This is a genomic window from Geomonas oryzisoli (assembly GCF_018986915.1).
GTDB classification, from domain to species: domain Bacteria; phylum Desulfobacterota; class Desulfuromonadia; order Geobacterales; family Geobacteraceae; genus Geomonas; species Geomonas oryzisoli.
In genome coordinates this window covers 1,797,136-1,814,755 of sequence record NZ_CP076723.1, presented here as the reverse complement: position 1 = coordinate 1,814,755, position 17,620 = coordinate 1,797,136, and the positions used below count along the sequence as shown (strand labels likewise).

Here is a 17,620-nt window from a genome sequence, read left to right as displayed (position 1 = left end):
GTCCCGTACAGGCTCCATTCTTGTTGAGGTGCTCCGTTTCGTTGTACCTGTGCACACGCTAAAATCCCCCCTGTACCCCCTTCGCAAAGGGGGTGGACGTAGTAGCAGTCACCATCCTATAGCAGCCTATCCCCTTCGGCCCCAGACCTCAGGATCGAGGACTGAGCCTTATGATCAAGGGCATGAGCCTCATTGTCGAGGGTATGAGCCTCATTGTCGAAGGTATGAGCCTCATCGTCGAGGGTATGAGCCTCATCGTCGAGGGTATGAGCCTCATAATCGAGGGTATGAGCCTCACCATCGAGGGTATGAGCCTCACCATCGAGGGTATGAGCCTCATCATCGAGGGTATGAGCCTCATCATCGAGGGTATGAGCCTCATCATCGAGGGTATGAGCCTCATCATCGAGGGTATGAGCCTCATCATCGAGGGTATGAGCCTCATCATCGAGGGTATGAGCCTCATCATCGAGGGTATGAGCCTCATCATCGAGGGTATGAGCCTCATCGTCGAGGGTATGAGCCTCATCGTCGAGGGTATGAGCCTCATCGTCGAGGGTATGAGCCTCATCGTCGAGGGTATGAGCCTCATTGTCGAGTGTGTGAGCCTCATCGTCGAGGGTATGACCTTCCTGACGGGAGGAAGAGGATTGGGTGGGATGAGGGGCCGGATAAAATCAGGGGGCTTACCAACTGGAGAAGAGTCTTGGGGCGCCATGGTGGCGCCCCAAGGGATTACTTAGCAGCTTTCAGATCAGGAGATTGTCACGCTGGTGACCGGGGACCAAGGGCCAGGTCCATCTGCACCGTGGTGTCTCATACGGAAAAAAGTGTTACCTGCTTGCAGGTTCTCCATGAGCATTCTGGAGGCATCTGGGAACATCGAGTGGTGGAACCAGTCCGCCTCACGTGAAGGGTCCCCCCTGTTGATATGAATTTCGTGATTGTAAGCGCCCGGTACGGTGGAGGCACTGCCAAGTGCCTTGCCCAGTTCACCGAGGTTCTCCACGTTAAAGTCGTTGGAGGAGGTCAGGGGCGACTTTGTCCTGTTATGTGCCCTACGTTCATGGGTGACTGGGAAACCTGTGGTGGACAGAGCGTCAGGGTTCAGTACGGAGCCACCTTCAAGAAGTGGAACGATCTGGTCCAGAATGACGACGATCTCACCCATTATTTTGTCCCGATCATGAATCAGGACCCGGTCACCGTTGCTGGCCGCCCGGAAGGCCACTTCATAGGCATCAGTCTTTTCGAAAAACAACTGTAACAGCGCTAGATTTGTCCCCCAGAAAGTATCAGGGTAGTTCCGGTTGTTGGTGAGAGAACGCCTCACCGTTAAAAGGAAAGCGAGAAATTTTGCCGGATTCATTTGTCGATAGTTCCGCTTTATCCTACGCTGCATCGTCGTCACCTCCTTAGTACCGTCTAGGCAAACCTAAACAATTAGGTTGCACTAAGAAAAATACCCACACCTTTTCAGGCTGTCAAGGTGACCGATGTGCCGAGAGGAAAATGTGGTGCAAGACGAAGGCGACGCCACACGCATCAAAACCATCAATATCATATTGAAAACAGCAAATCTTTAGGACAATATGGCGGTGGCACGAGGGCAAAAAATTTAGTCCGCAAGCGGAGGCGCCCACTGCAGCAGTGGACCCGATTTTTTCACACCGGCCTCTGGCTCTTTCTTCGGGGGCTGGTCGGGCGCGGGTTGCTTCCCCAGCAAAAACTGCTTCACTTTGTCCGAAAGTGGGACCGAGGTCTCGGCTACCGTGATGTCCTTGATGTCTTTAGCGGGTCCGGACAAGGCGACGGTCTGCACCTGACCGGAAGCGTATTTTATGACCAGGGTATCGGCAACGGCCGGCCCGCTGCAGGCGAGGCAGATAACGACTGCGCCTAGAGATTCCAGTTTCCAGTTCCTACTGATTCCTTTCCGTTTCATGCGCTACTCCTATTCTCACTGGTTAGAGGACACCACATGTACAACTACGACGAGGACATCACCACGGCGACACCGCATTTCCGGCTGCCGGGATGGATCGCATGCGCTCCTTTCGAGGATTACCTGGGCATGCAGATCGAGGAGGCGAAGGACGGACGTGCGGTGCTCAGCATGCCCTTCAAAGTGAAGCTGGCCCAGGGCGCGGGCCTCATGCACGGAGGCGCGATCACGTCGCTGGCCGACACCGCGGTGGCCATGGCGATCAAGAGCATACTCCCGGAAGGGTCCGACTTCGTTACGGTGGACTTGCAACTGAAGTTTTTTGCCGCGGTCAGGGAAGGTTCGGTACGCGCCGTGGCGCGGGCCATCCCGCAGGATGAACGCAAGATCCACGGAGAAGCGGAGATCTTCAACGGGGACACCAAGGTGGCGGAGTTCAAGGCGTTCTTCATCGTTAAGAGAAGGGGGGCAGAGTAAATCAAATCCCCCCTATCCCCCCTTTAACAAGAGGGGGACGTTTGGGCACGGGATGTGGTTGATGGCAATTCCTAAGGCAAAGCGCGATTCTCACTGCGCATACTCTTTCCAGACCAAGCCGGTGTCGGCGTTGAACTTGGTGATGCCTTCGCTGTCCTGCATGCTGCCTGTGAAGGCTTCGTCGTCTTCCCACAAGATCCCCTCCGGCATGAGCACGCGGGCCACTACTCCCTTGCCGGTGATGGTCCTGGCTCCCAACGGCTTCGTCTTCGCGGCCTTGCTCTGCTCGTACACCTTCAGGGTTAACTTTAAAGGCGCCGGCTCTTTGCCTTCGGTTTCCACCGCGAAGGTGTAGATCCCCTCCCCTGCCTTTTCGATGATCGCTTCCCTGGTCTTCTCCGGCGTTTTCACCACGATGGGCGACAGCTCTTTCTCACGCCTGGATTCGGTCCGGGTCAGCGCCCTCCCCCTTTTCGACTTGGGGTACTCCTTGAAGGAAACGGTGAGCTTGACGTCGTGCCCCCCGGCTACGATCAGCTTCAGATCGCCGTGTATGGAGGGGATCACCAGACCTTTCTCTTCGGGCGGCTTCTCCGAAGGCCTCGGGCCTACCGTTTCTTTCTTCGCCTCAACCGGCTTCGCCGGCGCCGGCAGTTGCCCGGCTGCCGCTACGGCGGCACGACGGGCCTGCTCCGCCTTCTCCGCGGCCAACCGTTCCCGGGCCAACTGTTCCGCCTGGGCGCGCAGTGCGGCAAGGCGCTCGGCCTCGGCTCTCTTACGCGCCTGTTGTTCCTGCTCCACCCTCATCTTCTCGGCCGCCGCCAGACGAGCCAGTTCGGCCTTGGCGGCAGCTGCCTGGGCGCGTTCCTGCGCCTGCTTTTCCTGCTGCGCCTTCAGGGCGGCCACCCGCTCCTGCTCCGCCCTCTTTTTATCCTGCAGTGCCTGCTCGGCAAGCCTCTTTTTCTCTGCGGCTGCCTGACGCTGCTGTTCCGCCTTCTCCGCCGCCAGGCGCTCTCGTTCGCGCGCCACCCTATCCGCCTCGGCGCGCTGTGCCGCTTTACGCTCCTGCTCAGCCTTGCGTTTATCCTGCAAGGCCTGCTCGGCTTGCCGCTTCTTCTCCGCTGCAGCCTGACGCCGCTTTTCCGCCTGCAGGGCGGCCAGTTGTTCGCGCTCGCGCGCCTGTCGCTCCGCCTCGGCGCGCTGGGCCGCTTTGCGTTCCTGATCCGCCTTTTTCTTCTCCTCGGCGAGTCGTTTCTTCTCCGCTGCGGCCTGGCGCCGCTGTTCGGCCTTCTCCGCTTCCTGCTGCTCCCGTTCGCGGACAACTCTTTCCGCCTCGGCACGCTGGGCGGCTTTGCGCTCCTGCTCGACCTTGCGCTTTTCCTGCAGGGCCTGCTCGGCGAGCCGCTTCTTCTCCGCTGCCGCCTGGCGCCGCTGCTCGGCCTTTTCGGCTTCCTGCTGCTCCCGCTCGCGGGCGAGCCTTTCCGCCTCGGCACGCTGGGCCGCTTTCCGCTCCTGCTCGACCTTGCGCTTTTCCTGCAGGGTCTGCTCGGCGAGCCGCTTTCTCTCGGCGGCGGCCTCCCGCTCCTGGCGCGCCTTTTCCACGGCCAACTGTGCCCGCTCACGGGCCGCTTGCTCGGCCCGGGCTTGTTCCGCGGCGACACGTTCCCTTTCCGCTTCCCGCTTTTCCTGTAGCTCCTGCTCGGCCTGGGCGGCCGCCACACGACGCTCGTGCTCCGCCTTTTCCGCGGCGACCCGTTCCCGCTCGCGGACCAGCCTCTCCTGCTTGGCCCTCTCTGCGACGCGGCGCTGCAACTCGGCCTGCCTTTTGTCCTGTAACTCCTGCTCGACTCTTTTGGCCTCGGCGGTCTTCCGCTCCTGCTCCGCTTTCTCTGCGGCAGCCTTTTCCCGCTCGAGCGCCAGCTTTTCCTGTCGCGCCTTTTCGGCAGCCTTACGCTCCTGCAGCGCCTTCTCGCGCGCGACCTTCTCCTGCTCCGCTTTCGCCTGGGCCGCTTCGGCGGCCTTGCGTTCCGCCTCTTTTTTCTCGGCAACTTTGCGTTCGGCTTCCAACTTCTCGGCTACTTTGCGTTGGCGTTTCGCCTCTTCCTCGGCCTGCCGTTCCTGCTCCGCCTGCAAGACGGCCAGCCGTTTGCGCTCGGCCTCCTCGCGGGCCTTGGCCTCCTCGGCCGGATCGGGCGGCGGCGTCACCGATTCTTCCGCCTCGGCGGTGTCATCGTCCTGCTCCTCGGCTTTGACCTTGGGCAGCACGGCCGGCGTCTGTTTCGGACCCGGCGCAGGCTGCTTCGGCCTGCCTGCGGCTTTCTTGGCGGCCACCATCTCTAACTGCGTATCTTCCGCTACCGCCTCAGCGGGCAGGTCCGGCAGATTCGCCTGCGCCGCAGTATCAGGCTCTGTGGCGGGAGGATCGACGGCCGCGAGGGGGCTCGCGGGGAGTACGCCAACCGGGGTGGCAGCCGGGGCGGCGCTGGCATTGTCTGGTGCCGCGGTGGCTGCCATTGGGAGTGACGAAGGGGATAGCCATAGGATGTCGAACTTGGCGGCGGTTCCGGTCTGGGGATAGTAGATGACAGCCGACGACAGCACGAGAAACAGCAGGGTGTGGACCGCAAGGGAGCCCAAGGTGGCCCAAACGATGCCACCCCGGTCTACCCTTCTGTTCAACCACACGTAATCGTCCATAAATCCGTCGACTCCACTAGTTTCGGGTCCGTGCCGCATCTACCGGCAGGAGCACCTACCGGTCAGGCCTCATCTTTCTTGTCGTCCAGGACCGCAGGCCGCACGTTGGGATACTTCTCCATGAGATACCGGTATTGAGGCACGTTCTTTACGAAGATGTTGGTCACCTTGTCGGCATATATCAGTTTCCATTCGGGGTGAATCAGTAAATGGCGCGAAAGCGTGGCATCCGCAGGAAAGATGATCCACGATATCCGGTATTTTTCCAGGATCATTTCCCACCCTGGTTTGAAAGCGGTGACGTTGAAGTATTCCTTCAACCGATCGGCACCGTACATGTCGAGCCTGCCGTCGATAAACACCTTGTATTTCGGCGCCGCCGCATAGATCAGGCAGTCGCCGAATTCGTCGTTGTTGAACATGTTGCCCGGTATCTGCTCCCTTTTCAGGAATTCGATGGCGGCCATGGGTTTGATTTTGGGATTGAACTGGAAATTGATCCGCCCGGAGTACACCATGACCACCACCGCCCCGATCGCCGCCAGCGGCCAAAAGTATCCCGTGGTGCACGCATCGATGGCGGCGATGTTACACGACCGCTGTTTCAGGAAGCGGGCGAAGCCGGAATCGGACTCTCTGAGCACCTGGTTCAGCCTCTTGGCGATGATAGGAGCGACGATGATGGCGAACAGCGGGATGTACCGGGCCGAGAAGAGTGACATGTGGGTAAAAAGCAGGACCAGAATCATCTCGACGAGGTTCAGCTTGAACCTGGACAACCCCACGGTGGCGAGCAACACAAAGAGCAGCAGCTCAAAGTACTTGATGTAGTATTCGTGAAAATTGGGCGAAAGGAACTCGGAAACACCGTCCATGAGATCCTTGGACGAGGTGAGCTGGAATGGGAACAGCAGGATATGGAGGCCGTAGGGATTCACGACGCTCGCCGCGAGGCAGGCGAGTATGGCAAGGCCCAGACCGCGCAGCCTCCGCAGGCCCTCCGTCCTCCCCTCACCGTGACTGAAGAAGGAATCCAGCAGGTTGCCGAGGAAATACGCACCCAAAAGAATGAACCCGCCCATGAAGCCGCCGTGCAGGTTTGCCCACGGGATCATGATCAACGGCAGCAGGAACAGGTGGTTCCTTCCGCGGTATTGGTATAGGTCCAGGATGTAGTACCAGGCCACCATGATGACCAGCGAGAAGACATGCGGCCGGGCCAGCCAATGCAGCTGCGCTGCGCCCCCGACCAGGATGACCACGAACAGCGCGACGAGGATGTCGCAGTCTTCTTTTTGCATCATCTTGAAAAGCAGGAAGCAGGAGAGCGCCAGGAAAAAGGCGAAGAAGATGACCACGCCGGTAAGCCCGTACGCCTGGTGCACCAGCGCCATGATCACCTCGGAGAGCCATTCGTGGGCGGTCCAGGGAAGCGGCGGTGACAGGAAGGAAAACATGTCATGGTGCGGGATGCTGTGCGTGCGCAGCATGTATTCGCCGGCGCGGATGTGGTAGCCGGTATCGCCGTCGTTGAGGAGCGATTTCCCGGAGTACAGCGCAATAATCAAAAAAATGGTTATGAACAGGACGTCGCCAATGGAAGGAAGGAGGAAAGTCTTTTTGCGGTCGTAGTTGCTCAATGGATACCACCTTCACCAGTAATCATTACAGGCTTCGCCGCGCTACGCCGCTACCGCGCGGATTAGCATCTGTTTCCCCAGGGGCTTGAACGGAAGCCTCAGATAGAGACGAATCAGCAGCGGCGACACGGGCAGGGCCGATTTGATGGTCAGGGGGAGAAAACGCGGCGCGCAGTAGATGACCCTAAAGCCGTGACAGGAGAGGAAGTCGCTGAGGCTGCCATCGGTGTACACGGTCCGGTGGCTGAAATCATCGAAGTATTCCCGGTAGGCGAACCGGTAGTTGGGCTGCAACAGGTTCAGGGTTCCTCCCGGGGTGAGCTTGTTGCGCAGTTGAGCCAAGGTCTGCGCGAACTCCTCCTGGGACAGGTGCTCGAAGAGGTTGCTGGCGAAGACGAAATCCACCGATCGCTCCGCAATGCCGCTCAAGTCGATGACGGAGCCGATGACCGTTTCCACCCCTTGGGCCGCGTGTTGCGGCATCCCTTCCCAGAGATCGAGGGCGATGCGGCGGGCGCAGCGGATATGGTTGATGAAATGACAGTATCCAGCCCCCAACTCCAGCACGCAGGCGCCCTCCGGGATCAGGGCCTGGAAATAGGACTCGCACAGCGTCTTCCAGAGCAGGTCCCTGCGCTCATCGTAGGGAAGACGTATCTCGTGGTAACTCTTCATACTCACGGCCGTTTTCTCCATCCGAAGACGATGCCCAGAATCATGCGCGTCCCCACCTTGAGCGCCTTCCAATTGCTGGAGTTGCCCCCTTTGCTGAAGCCGACCCGGTTGTGGAAGGTGATGGGGCACTCCACCACCGCCATCCCGCGGGCCAGTGCCGTATCCAGGAGATGGGCGTTGAATTCCAGGTTTATGGCCGGGTTCAGGTACGGCAAAAGTCGCTCCAGCGGGCGGTTGCGGCAGAGTTTGTAGGTCGTGCCGACGTCGGTGAAGGTCCCCTTGCCCAGGTGCTTTACCTCGAGCAGTTTGCCTGCGAAAAAGTTGCCGTAGTACATGAAGGTGCTCAACTGGGTGCGCTGCTCCCGCAACTGTTCGCTAATGCGCGTGCCGTTAACCAGGTCCGCGTGTGGCAGGTAGGCCAGGAACTTCTCGATGTCGTAGGCCCTGAACGTCATGTCCCCTTCGCACAAGAGGGTGAGATCGGTATCGGTGTAGCGCAGCCCCTCGCGCAGGGCGCGATAGACGCAACTGCCGTATCCCGGCACCGGTTCATGCACCACGAAGGCACCTGCCTTTCGGGCCACCTCCGAGGTGCGATCAGTGCTGTTGTTGTCCACCACCACGACACGCCGAACCAGCGGATGCGCTGCGAAGTCCTCAACCGCGTGCCCTATGCTCAACTCGTCATTGAATGCGGTCAGCACCACCGTGAGGCTCAGCTCCTTGGAGGGAGCCCAGCGCACGACCCGGCTGCCACGCTTGTAAGGGAGCAGGACGAAGAGGTCGCACAGGATGAGGATCAGCCCTGCGACGACCGGGATGCCGCTGTACCAGACGATCCTGTCCACCACCCAGAGCCACTGGCCGTCCACCTGCAATAGCAGCCTGAAGACTCCGAGCAGCACCCCGGTCAGGTAGACGCCAAGTCCAAGGCCAGCGATAAGGAGGCCGTAGAGGAAGGCGGGGAACGAGGCGAGCCCAGGGGAGACAGTTGCGGAGGAGCTGATCTCTGTCATTTTCGCCTGTAGAGGTACCACTGATTGGACTCGGCCGCGAGTCGGAAACGGGACTGCAGCGCCGGCATGTAGATCCTCATCAGCCCATCGTGCATCCGCCCCGGCTCCGTGGGCCGTTTCGGCACCATGACGATGTCGGTATCGCCAAAAAACCTCGCCTCGGAGGGACGGTGGCTGTCGCTGAAAGTGTAGTTATAAGCGACGGCGGCCATGCCTCCCTTGGGAGCGGGCCGCCCCAAGGCGTAGGGAAAAGGATTCATCATGTCCATGGTCAGGACCTTTTCCGATGGAGCGGAACTCTGCCGCAGCAAAAGGATGCCGTCGTTGACCGATTCGACGTACAGCCTGCCGTTGCTGTCCGGCTCGGCCTCGTTGTCGTATAGCAGCATTCCCTTCAGGCGCGGCTCCGTGAACCGCGTTACAGAGGCAAGGCCAGAGGGGTGCGCCTTCTGCATGACGCCATAAGCAAGTCCGGTTGCCTGGCTGCAGAAGGAAACGAGGATGAAAGCCGTTCCGACAAGGACGGTACCCTTAACACCGACAGAGACCGGCCTTGACTTACCAGGGTTATTCCGGCTCCAGGCGCTGAGGTCGACGGTCACCCACAGGGCATATATCGCGGTAAGCGGCAGTTCCGAGTACTGCTGGTTGCTGCACAAAAGCAGCATGTCGATCGCGAAGATGATACAGCCCAGGAGAACGCCGGCCAGGCGGCGAGCCCCCTTCCCCTCGCCCTTCGCACGGGCACTCAGAATGGTCAACAGGAGCACGAACAAAAGGGAGAGCGCGTTGAGCGTGAACTTCTGTAACACCTCTGTGTAGCTGAAGCTTTTGGACCGTGCGCCGGCTGCGATACCGAGGTCCCGCAAAATTGCGCCGATATCGAACTGGAGATACGCCAAAAAGGCGAGGCTCACCAGACAGAATCCGACGCCGATGCCGGTCACGCGCCTCTTGTCGAAACGCCTCCACAAGAAAGAAGCTCCGATGAGAAGAACCGCTGCGGCGAAGTAATTAGCCTTCAGGAACAGACACAGAGCGGTGACTGCACCGGTGGAAACTCCCCCAACTAGCCGGTCCTCGTACGGCACGTCGCCCCCCTGTGGGAAAGACTCGATCATCAGCACGCCGAGCAGCGCGTAACCGTAGCGGTTGTAAAACATGGCGTGGCTCGAGTTGAGTGCCCCCCAGCCCAGGGAATACGGGGAAACCACCAGTAGCGCCAGGTAAAGGCAAACCAGGAACCGCGGGCCGGGCGGCACCGTGTCGCGGCAAAGACGGTAGGCCCAGATGCCTGCGGCGAATGCGAACATCGCGTTACCATAGCCGATGGCGTCGACGGAGTAATGCGAGGCCGCAAGACCTGATGCGACAACCAAGAAGGAGAGCGGGCCCCATGGGCTGGTGTAGTCGAGGTGCGGACGCTGCCCCGTGACCACCCGCCACCCGTTGTCGAGCAGGAAGAATATGTCGTGTCCGAACTTACGGGTGGGAACGGCGCCGATATAAACCGCGGCCGCACAGATACCAACCAGGAAGAGCAGAAACAACAACAGAGAGCGACAGTTCTTGCCGCGAGGAATACTGCTGGAACAGTTCATAAAAAATCATCCCGGTAAACGCGCCGCCCCCCCCCTCCCCTTGCACGAAGCGGCAAAAAGGTACCCTCCGTCACGGGAGGGAGCATTCAAGCAATCTCTATCTTGTTACCGACGACGGTTGCCGTTAGGTCCAGCGTACCGGCCGGCAGTTCTAGCACGCTGGACGCCGTGGGGTGGTAGCCGGAAATCCGGTTCGGGGCGAGGGTGGTGACAAGTGCCACCACCCGCTGTTCCCGGTCCAGAAACGCCACGTCGATGGGAAACTTCATGCCGAAGGTGTGTACGCTGTTGCAAGGCTTGATCCACAGCGCCTGCCCCGGCGGAAGTCGATCCCTACCGAGCAGACCCTTGAGCCTAGCCAGGAAACTCTCCGCGACGGAGACGGTTCCTGCCAGTACGCGGCCCGAGGTGTGGTCAATGGCCCTCATCTAGTCGAACATCTTTTCCGGCAGGAACAACCGGATGCCGACCGTGCCGACGAAGCTGTTGGGGTTGTACTCCTGCGGCGTGGTCTTGATGTTGCCAGCGGGGGCGAAGATCCCTTTCAGCTCGGCAGTCAGAGCGATGCCCCTGGTTACGAAGTAATCGACACCGGCGCTGACGTGCCCGCCGGTGGTCCACTCAAGGCCGTACCTGCGGTCGGCTAGGTTGGTGAATTTCCCCTTGATGAGATCGACACCGGCTCCCAAGTAAGGGACAAGGAGCTTTTCCGGAGTAAAGCGGTACTGAAGCCCAAGTGAAATATCGGTCAAGGTCGCCTCCCCAACCTTCGCACCTGCCGCTTCCACCCTGAGGGTTGGGACGTGCGTGATGTCGAGTTCGGCGACGACATTCTTGCCAACACCGTAGATGAGGCCTCCACCAGCAGCAAGGCCAGTGTTGGTATCATCGACCCCGGTGATGAAGTCATCCTGGACCGGCATCAGAAAGCCGACCTTGCCGGTCAGGCCGAGCCTGCCGTCGATGTCAGCCGCCATGGCGGGCCCTGCTGTTACCGTTGAAATAAAAATCATCAGGAAGATAACTCTGCGCATCATGCCTCCTCATACTTTGATCGTGGGCAAGGAGCAGCCATTGAGGCGGCTGTTCCTAAACGGGACGAGTAGCCTTCAGCTAGGGTGCCTTGTCCTGCGTGACGGTGGCGATGAAACCACCATACGAGAGCATGGAGACGCCCCCCGAGGTGGCCGTTGCCTGGTATATCACCGATTCGGTATTGGTCATCCCGGCTCCCGGCGCTGCCAAGCTGACATTGCAGGTGAATATCCCCATGCCGTGATCATCGGTCCTTACCGTAATTTTCAGCGGATCATCAAAGGGATAAACAACTGGTACTCCGGGCAGGGGCGGCACCAATTCAATCCTGGTATCGAGGTTCCTGCCAGTGTTAGAGATCTCCAGGGCGACTGCGACGTTGGGCAGAGGGATGCCGTTGTTGTCGAGCACCTGGAAAGGCACCAGCTGTTTAAAGGTCACAGTACCTACGAAATCAAATGCAACTGTCCCGGAAAGACGGTTGAGGTTGCCACTTGGATCACTTGCGGAGCCCGAGGTGAGGAAGTTTATAACATAGCTGTTCTGGCGGACGATATCGATGGTGTGGTAAGCAGTGACCTCCTTATCGTTAACCGTGGTGGTTGACTTCACGATTATGCTCGAGCTAGTGGGAGTCGCAGCCGACCTGAGGCGGCACACGGCATTGCCCATGGAATCAGTATTAACCGTGAAGGGTTCCTGGATATTGCCTGATGGATCGAGGACGTTGGCCGAACCACCAACGACGCTGAAAGTGACCGGGTTGTCCTGCACCGGCTTCGGTGGAGACTGCAGATCGGTTACGGTTGCCGTCAGGATGACGTCGCTGTTGATGCCTACGGTTTGTTTATCGCTTGCAAGCGTCATCTTGATGATTGAAGCCGAGAGGGGTTGGGTCGTGATCTGCACGGGTGCAAGGGCCGTAACCACGGTGCCGTCGATGGTGGCCAAGGCCTGCAGGATGACGGCAGACGTCGAAGCGGGGTTTAGGGCACGGATACGGGCTATCCCCTTGCCGAGCGAGTCGGTGACCGCTGTGGGGGTGATGACCGCTGCTTCCCCCGAGGCGATACTGAAGTTGACGGTCTGGCCTACCACAGGGTTTGCGCCGGAATCCTTTAGCGTCACCGCAACGAAAAACTCCTCGTTGTTATCCACAACCAGCTTGCTGGCAGCCATTGTCATAGTGTAGTTGACGGTTGAGATGGTGGTTGGCACCACCTGGAAGGGGATATTGGCCACGACGGCGTTACCGCCCACCGTGGCGGTCGCCTCGATGATGACGTTGGAGACGGCGGCTGGATTGCCGGCCTTGACTATGGTGGTGGCCTGGCCGTTGGCATCGGTGAAAGAGTTCGTTATCACCATGGATGCCGGTCCTGCGGCCACCCTAAAAGTGACCGCGAGATTCGCTAGGGGGTTGTTGGAGCCGTCTTTGGCCGTGGCGATGATAACCTGTTCCTGGTTGGGGCTGACCGCCAGGGAGGTCATGCTGAGGGACAGCCTGGTGCTGTTGAGATTCGCGTCAGCTGGAGAGACCTGGAAGTTTCCGTAGCCGACCACGCTCTTGCTGTTCACCGTCGAGGCTCCCTGGACGATGACGTTGGTGGTGACGGCGGTGGCGCCGGTCCTGACAAAGGCCAGGGCGACACCGTTGGAGTCGGTCCTGGCGGAGGTCGACACCGCTGTGGCCGGTCCCGCCGTGATCGAGAAGTTCACAGTCTGGTTGGCGATCGGGGTGTTGGAGGCATCCTTCAACACCGCCGTGACGATCAGCTGTTCGTTGGCGAACGCCGCTGATTTGGCGGGGGTGAGGGTGAGACTGTAGGGGGGGGTACCGGACGTAGTGCCGCCGACAGTCCCGCCAGGGTTAAACGGGTCGGTTTTGCCGCTGGAACTCGAGCCGCATCCCGCCAGGGCCAGCATCAACACCGGCAATAGTATCAGAGCCACCTTATTAAAATAGCGCATGCCCCCTCCTCATAAATTGATATCAGGATTTGCTACTTCTTGCAGAGCCTCGAGTAAATGAGAGCCAATTCGACTGCGATTATCATCAAGATAGCGGTGTTTAAATCAAAGTGCATGACGTGTCTCCTTATGAGGCGTATTTATTTGAAAAGGGTTTTGCTGATCTGAACATAGGCCGGTCCCAAAATGACGACCAGAAGCGCAGGAAAGACGAACATGACCAGCGGGAAAATCATCTTGATGGTGGTCTTGGCCGCAGCTTCTTCAGCAATCTGCTTCCTCTTGGTGCGTAGGGAGTCCGAATGAACAGTGAGGGCCTGGCTCAAGCTGGTGCCGAAGCGCTCTGTCTGAGCCAGCATGGTAACGAAAGATTTAACATCGTCGACCATGGTGCGCGCAGCCATGTCCTTGAGCGCTTCAATGCGCGGCTTACCGGCCCTTGTCTCCATGGTCGCCACCTTGATTTCTTTGGCAAGCGGGTCATTGGCAAACTGGGGCACTTCGGTAGTCTTTATCAGTGCGGCGTCCATACTGAGCCCGGCATCCACGCAGACCGTGAGCAGGTCGAGTATGTCTGGTAGGGTATGGAAGATCTTCAGCTTCCGCTCGTTGTACTGGTGCGACAGCCAGTAACTGGGCGCCAGATAGCCCACGATGGCCAAAATTATCGTCGTGAGAATCATCAACCGGTTAAAGGACAGCCCCCTGGCCATGACGTAGAAGAGCACGAAGGAGACGGGAAGGAGTATGGTGAGCAGGATCTTGCAACCAAAAAAGACGTAGACGCTCTCCCGCTTGTACCCGGCCGCAACCAGCATCTGGGTATACTTTCCCTGCTCCTTGGCTGATAACTTCAACGAGCGCCCCAGTTGCCCCAAGTGGTCGTACCATTTGGGTGCTTCCGGGACCAGTTCGACCTTGCTCACCTCCTGCACTTCGAACTTCTCAAGCCTGCTCTGCACAACACCCCGCCGCGACAGATAAGGATATATTGCGGCGACTGTCAGGAGAACAACGGCGATGAAAACGATTACAGTTATTGCGAAGACCACCGTCCCCCCCTAAATCCTAATCCTGATGATTTTCCTGATCACGAAGAAGCCGATCAACTGCAAGACCACGGCGAGCCCCAAGACGTACAGCCCCTTCGTCTCCTTGTAAAGAAGCGACTCGTATTCGGGATTGAGGATATTAAAAATCAAAAAGGTACATATTGGCAGCGCGCCCAAAACGTACCCCGTCATCCGCCCCTGTGCGGTGTACACGCGAACCTGCCTTCTTATTTTCAACCTCTCCCGGATTGTCTTCGCGAGGTTTTCAAGGATATCCGAGAGGTTACCACCAACATCATTGTTGATGGCGATGGCGGTGGTGAAGAACCTGAGATCAAGGCTATCAATCCTCTCGTTGAGGTTGCTCAAGGTCTCAGTGATCCTGAGTCCGAGCAGCTGCTGTTCATAGGCGGTCCTGAACAGTTCACCTACCGGGTCCTGGATTTCCTCGCCGACCAGTTGAATACCACTGGTGAAGGAATGGCCGGCACGCAGCGAACGTGAGATCATGGTCAGGGCGTCAGGAAAAACCTCGGTGAACTTCTCCAGGCGTTGCTGAATTTTGAAATGAAGATAAGCGAAGGGCAGCAGAGAGACGATGATGCCTCCTAATAGCGCAGCCCAAAAGGACTTGAACAGGAAAAGGATCAGAACGAAGAGGCAGACGGTAACCGACGCGGTGAGGACGAGAAACCGAGAAGCAGTCACGTCGAGACCACCGTGGTCCAGTTTCTTGTCCAAGTCACGCGTAAGCGGAAATGATCCGAGGAGCTTGTCCAGGGGGGGGATCTCCCTGATGATCTCCGCGCGCAGGTCTTCCGGCATTCCCTGTGCGGAGGAATCTTTCGCCAGGCGCTGCAGGCGCCTTTTCAGCTCATACTTGGGAGACGTCCTGGCTGCGGAAACTGCAAGGTAAACCGCAAAGAGCAGAAGAAAGACGGCTATGAAGGTTATGACAACAATATATAGCAAGTGGCCCTCCTCCTAGTTCTCGAAGATCCCCTGGGGGAGCTCGAAGCCGTAGACCCTGAAACGTTCAGCAAACATCGGCCTCACCCCCGTTGCCCGATAGCTGCCGACAACCCTCCCTTCCTTGTCGATGCCTTTTTGATCGAACACAAAGACGTCGTGCATTACGACTGTGTTCCCCTCCATGCCGGTTATTTCGGAGAGTTTGACCACCTTCCTCGTACCGTCTGAGAATCTGACCAGTTGAACCACGACATTCAGAGCCGACGCCACCTGCTCGCGTATGGCACGCTCAGGCAGGTCCATGCCGGCCATGAGCACCATGGTTTCGATACGGGCCAGGGCGTCGCGGGTAGTGTTGGCGTGAACGGTAGAGATGGAACCGTCGTGACCGGTGTTCATGGCCTGAAGCATGTCCAGTGCCTCGCCGCCGCGGATCTCGCCCAGGATGATCCGGTCGGGGCGCATCCTGAGGGCGTTGCGCACCAGGTCGCGCTGGGTCACCTCCCCCCTCCCCTCGATGTTGGGAGGACGGGTCTCCAGGCGTACCACGTGTTCCTGCTTCAGATGGAGTTCTGCGGAGTCCTCGATGGTGACCACGCGCTCGTCATGGGGGATGTACTCGGAGAGCACGTTCAGCATGGTGGTCTTGCCGGTGCCGGTACCGCCGGAAACCAGGATGTTCAGCCTGGTGCGTACCGCCCCCTCCAGGATCTTCTCCATGCGGGGGTCGAGGGTGCCCAGGTTGATGAGGTCGTTCATCTTGAGCGGATCCTGCCCGAAACGACGGATGGAGAGGACCGGCCCGTCCAGGGCCAGCGGCGGGATGATGGCATTGACGCGGGAGCCGTCCGGAAGCCTCGCGTCGACATAGGGGGATGACTCGTCGATGCGCCGGCCAACCTTGGAGACGATCCTCTCGATGATCTGCAAAAGGTGCCCATTATCCTTGAAACAGACGTCGGTCTTGACCAGTTTGCCGAAGCGCTCGACGTAAACCTGGGAGCTCTTGTTCACCAGGATGTCGGAAACGTGAGGGTCAGCCAGCAGGGGCTCCAGCGGACCCAGGCCGAAGGTCTCGTGCTGGATCTCCACGACCAGGCGGTCCCGCTCGAACTGGTTCAGGGGAACCCCTTCCTCGATGATCAGGTTCTCAATGACGAAGCCTATCTCACGGTTGAGCTCGTTAGCGCCAAGAAGATCCAGTTTCGCCAGGTCGAGGCGTTCGATCAGACGACGGTGGATGCGGCTTTTCAGGTCCTGGAAAAATTCCTGATCGTTCGTGATCCCGGGCATCTGAAATGGATTATTCGGCATAGATAAGACCTCTTGAACTGCGAGCGGAGCGGCCGTGGCGATTGATTTGTCCGCTCCGGTAGCACGGCTGCAACCGGCGCACGCCCAACTGGAGTTAGGGTTTTGCCACCAGCTCCGCCAGGTTGAGGATCGCCTTGCTGACCGCAGACCCCGGTGAGTACTTTACGACCGGCATACCCTTGTTGATGGAATTGACCACGTCGAGGTAATCGTTGGGTATCGTTTGAAAAACTGTGTGCCCCAGCACCTTCTCGGCGTCCTTGACCTGGATGTCGGCTTTGGGCAGGTAACGGTTCACGACCAGTTTCAGCCGGTCCTTGCGCAGTCCTTTCCGCTCCATTGCGGTGAGGTAGCGCTTGCTGTTCTTAAGGGCGGGAAGGCTCAGGGCAGTGGTGAACAGTATCAGGTCGGAAGACTCGAAGATGGCCATGTTGCAGCCAGCCAGGGGGCCGCCGCAGTCGACCACGACATAGGTGAACACGCCTCTTAAAAAGGAGAGGATGCGGTGCACTTGATCGGGGGTAATCGAAATGGCGTCATCCACCTCATTGGGCTCGGTGAGAACGAAGGGGCCAGATGCATGCCTGGTCATGACCGTCATCAAGAAGTTGGCATCGAGACGGTCTATGTTGCTGGTGACGCTGCTCAGGGTGTACGTCGGGCTGACGTCGAGGAAGGTGCCGATGTCGCCGGAGTAGAGGTTGAGATCGACGAGGGCGACCTTGACCCCTTCCGAGGCGAGACCGGCGGCGAGATTCACCGCGACCGTGGTGGTTCCCGTCCCGCCGGTGGGGTAGTATACGGAGATGATCTTGGCGCGAGGTGCCTCCTCGGTCTTGGAGAAGATGAAGCGTCCCACCTTCTGCAGGGCGAGTTTCAGCTCGTCCTGGGTCAGGGGGCGCAGCATGTACTCCACGGCTCCCGCCCGCATGAGCGAGAGAATCCAGTCGGAGCTCTTCTCAGAGGAGCTGACGATGACCGAGGTCCGGGGAAACTTGGAGGTGATGTGCTGCACCTCCTGCATGCCACGCTGAATGTCGCTGACCTCAAGAATAACGACATTGGGCGCGCTCTTCTCGATTACCCTCAGACCGGCGCTAAAGTTATCGACCGAGCCGACGATGCCGATGGTCTCGGAAAACGGTTTCAGCGTTACCTCGATGGATTCGCGGGCGGACGCGTCGCTGTCGATGATGGCTAAACTGATACGTGGAGGCATAGAGTT

At 58.9% G+C, this 17,620-nt stretch carries 16 protein-coding genes; 2 read left to right on the top strand and 14 right to left on the bottom strand.

Going from position 1 to position 17,620, the window contains the following annotated elements; translation table 11 throughout:
- The first annotated feature begins 170 nt into the window (after nt 1-170).
- A complete protein-coding gene (locus KP004_RS08070) occupies nt 171-743 on the top strand; it encodes a hypothetical protein (protein WP_216801822.1) in 573 nt (190 codons plus the stop codon).
- Between the two features lie 11 nt (nt 744-754).
- Here KP004_RS08070 and KP004_RS08065 read toward each other — a convergent pair whose 3' ends face one another.
- Complete coding sequence (locus tag KP004_RS08065) at nt 755-1,402, bottom strand: hypothetical protein (RefSeq protein WP_216801821.1); 648 nt, start codon at nt 1,400-1,402, stop codon at nt 755-757.
- Nucleotides 1,403-1,618: 216 nt separating this feature from the next.
- A complete protein-coding gene (locus tag KP004_RS08060) occupies nt 1,619-1,945 on the bottom strand; it encodes a hypothetical protein (protein WP_216801820.1) in 327 nt (108 codons plus the stop codon).
- Nucleotides 1,946-1,981: 36 nt separating this feature from the next.
- On the opposite strand from KP004_RS08060, the gene KP004_RS08055 reads away from it, so the two are divergent.
- Nucleotides 1,982-2,422, top strand: coding sequence for a PaaI family thioesterase (locus tag KP004_RS08055; protein ID WP_216801819.1), 441 nt, complete (start codon nt 1,982-1,984; stop codon nt 2,420-2,422).
- Between the two features lie 90 nt (nt 2,423-2,512).
- On the opposite strand, the gene KP004_RS08050 is transcribed toward KP004_RS08055, so the two are convergent.
- The 12 genes from KP004_RS08050 to KP004_RS07995 all read right to left on the bottom strand — a co-directional run bounded on the left by KP004_RS08050 (nt 2,513) and on the right by KP004_RS07995 (nt 17,614).
- Nucleotides 2,513-5,119 (bottom strand): hypothetical protein, encoded by a 2,607-nt coding sequence (locus tag KP004_RS08050; protein ID WP_216801818.1) that lies wholly within the window; start codon nt 5,117-5,119, stop codon nt 2,513-2,515.
- A gap of 62 nt (nt 5,120-5,181) precedes the next feature.
- On the bottom strand, nt 5,182-6,759 hold the full coding sequence (locus KP004_RS08045) for a hypothetical protein (RefSeq protein WP_216801817.1): 1,578 nt from the start codon (nt 6,757-6,759) through the stop codon (nt 5,182-5,184).
- A gap of 42 nt (nt 6,760-6,801) precedes the next feature.
- A complete protein-coding gene (locus tag KP004_RS08040) occupies nt 6,802-7,434 on the bottom strand; it encodes a class I SAM-dependent methyltransferase (RefSeq protein WP_239027036.1) in 633 nt (210 codons plus the stop codon).
- 2 nt (nt 7,435-7,436) lie between these two features.
- Nucleotides 7,437-8,450 carry a glycosyltransferase family 2 protein gene (locus KP004_RS08035; protein ID WP_216801815.1) on the bottom strand — a complete coding sequence of 338 codons (1,014 nt, stop codon included), beginning with the start codon at nt 8,448-8,450 and terminating at the stop codon, nt 7,437-7,439.
- Entirely contained in the window at nt 8,447-10,003 is a 1,557-nt protein-coding gene (locus tag KP004_RS08030; RefSeq protein WP_216801814.1) for a hypothetical protein, read from the bottom strand. The genes KP004_RS08035 and KP004_RS08030 overlap by 4 nt, the downstream gene beginning before the upstream one ends.
- Before the next feature lie 134 nt (nt 10,004-10,137).
- A complete protein-coding gene (locus KP004_RS08025; RefSeq protein WP_216801813.1) occupies nt 10,138-10,479 on the bottom strand; it encodes a DUF192 domain-containing protein in 342 nt (113 codons plus the stop codon).
- Complete coding sequence (locus tag KP004_RS08020; protein WP_216801812.1) at nt 10,480-11,085, bottom strand: porin family protein; 606 nt, start codon at nt 11,083-11,085, stop codon at nt 10,480-10,482. It abuts the gene before it with no gap.
- Nucleotides 11,086-11,164: 79 nt separating this feature from the next.
- Complete coding sequence (locus KP004_RS08015; protein WP_216801811.1) at nt 11,165-13,057, bottom strand: Ig-like domain-containing protein; 1,893 nt, start codon at nt 13,055-13,057, stop codon at nt 11,165-11,167.
- A 140-nt stretch (nt 13,058-13,197) separates the two neighbouring features.
- Nucleotides 13,198-14,019 (bottom strand): type II secretion system F family protein, encoded by an 822-nt coding sequence (locus KP004_RS08010; RefSeq protein ID WP_239026985.1) that lies wholly within the window; start codon nt 14,017-14,019, stop codon nt 13,198-13,200.
- A gap of 99 nt (nt 14,020-14,118) precedes the next feature.
- Nucleotides 14,119-15,081, bottom strand: coding sequence for a type II secretion system F family protein (locus tag KP004_RS08005; protein WP_216801809.1), 963 nt, complete (start codon nt 15,079-15,081; stop codon nt 14,119-14,121).
- A 12-nt stretch (nt 15,082-15,093) separates the two neighbouring features.
- Complete coding sequence (locus KP004_RS08000; protein ID WP_239026984.1) at nt 15,094-16,374, bottom strand: TadA family conjugal transfer-associated ATPase; 1,281 nt, start codon at nt 16,372-16,374, stop codon at nt 15,094-15,096.
- Nucleotides 16,375-16,489: 115 nt separating this feature from the next.
- A complete protein-coding gene (locus KP004_RS07995) occupies nt 16,490-17,614 on the bottom strand; it encodes a CpaE/TadZ family protein (protein ID WP_216801807.1) in 1,125 nt (374 codons plus the stop codon).
- Nucleotides 17,615-17,620 lie beyond the last annotated feature (6 nt).

Excerpts from the sequence above, each read along its gene's own strand:
- KP004_RS08050 (WP_216801818.1), bottom strand. The coding sequence starts at position 5,119 with ATGGACGATTACGTGTGGTTGAACAGAAGGGTAGACCGGGGTGGCATC.
- KP004_RS08060 (WP_216801820.1), bottom strand. The coding sequence starts at position 1,945 with ATGAAACGGAAAGGAATCAGTAGGAACTGGAAACTGGAATCTCTAGGC.
- KP004_RS08065 (WP_216801821.1), bottom strand. The coding sequence starts at position 1,402 with ATGCAGCGTAGGATAAAGCGGAACTATCGACAAATGAATCCGGCAAAA.
- KP004_RS08040 (WP_239027036.1), bottom strand. The coding sequence starts at position 7,434 with ATGAAGAGTTACCACGAGATACGTCTTCCCTACGATGAGCGCAGGGAC.
- KP004_RS08020 (WP_216801812.1), bottom strand. The coding sequence starts at position 11,085 with ATGCGCAGAGTTATCTTCCTGATGATTTTTATTTCAACGGTAACAGCA.
- KP004_RS08015 (WP_216801811.1), bottom strand. The coding sequence starts at position 13,057 with ATGCGCTATTTTAATAAGGTGGCTCTGATACTATTGCCGGTGTTGATG.
- KP004_RS08055 (WP_216801819.1), top strand. The coding sequence starts at position 1,982 with ATGTACAACTACGACGAGGACATCACCACGGCGACACCGCATTTCCGG.
- KP004_RS08035 (WP_216801815.1), bottom strand. The coding sequence starts at position 8,450 with ATGACAGAGATCAGCTCCTCCGCAACTGTCTCCCCTGGGCTCGCCTCG.
- KP004_RS07995 (WP_216801807.1), bottom strand. The coding sequence starts at position 17,614 with ATGCCTCCACGTATCAGTTTAGCCATCATCGACAGCGACGCGTCCGCC.
- KP004_RS08025 (WP_216801813.1), bottom strand. The coding sequence starts at position 10,479 with ATGAGGGCCATTGACCACACCTCGGGCCGCGTACTGGCAGGAACCGTC.
- KP004_RS08070 (WP_216801822.1), top strand. The coding sequence starts at position 171 with ATGATCAAGGGCATGAGCCTCATTGTCGAGGGTATGAGCCTCATTGTC.
- KP004_RS08000 (WP_239026984.1), bottom strand. The coding sequence starts at position 16,374 with ATGCCCGGGATCACGAACGATCAGGAATTTTTCCAGGACCTGAAAAGC.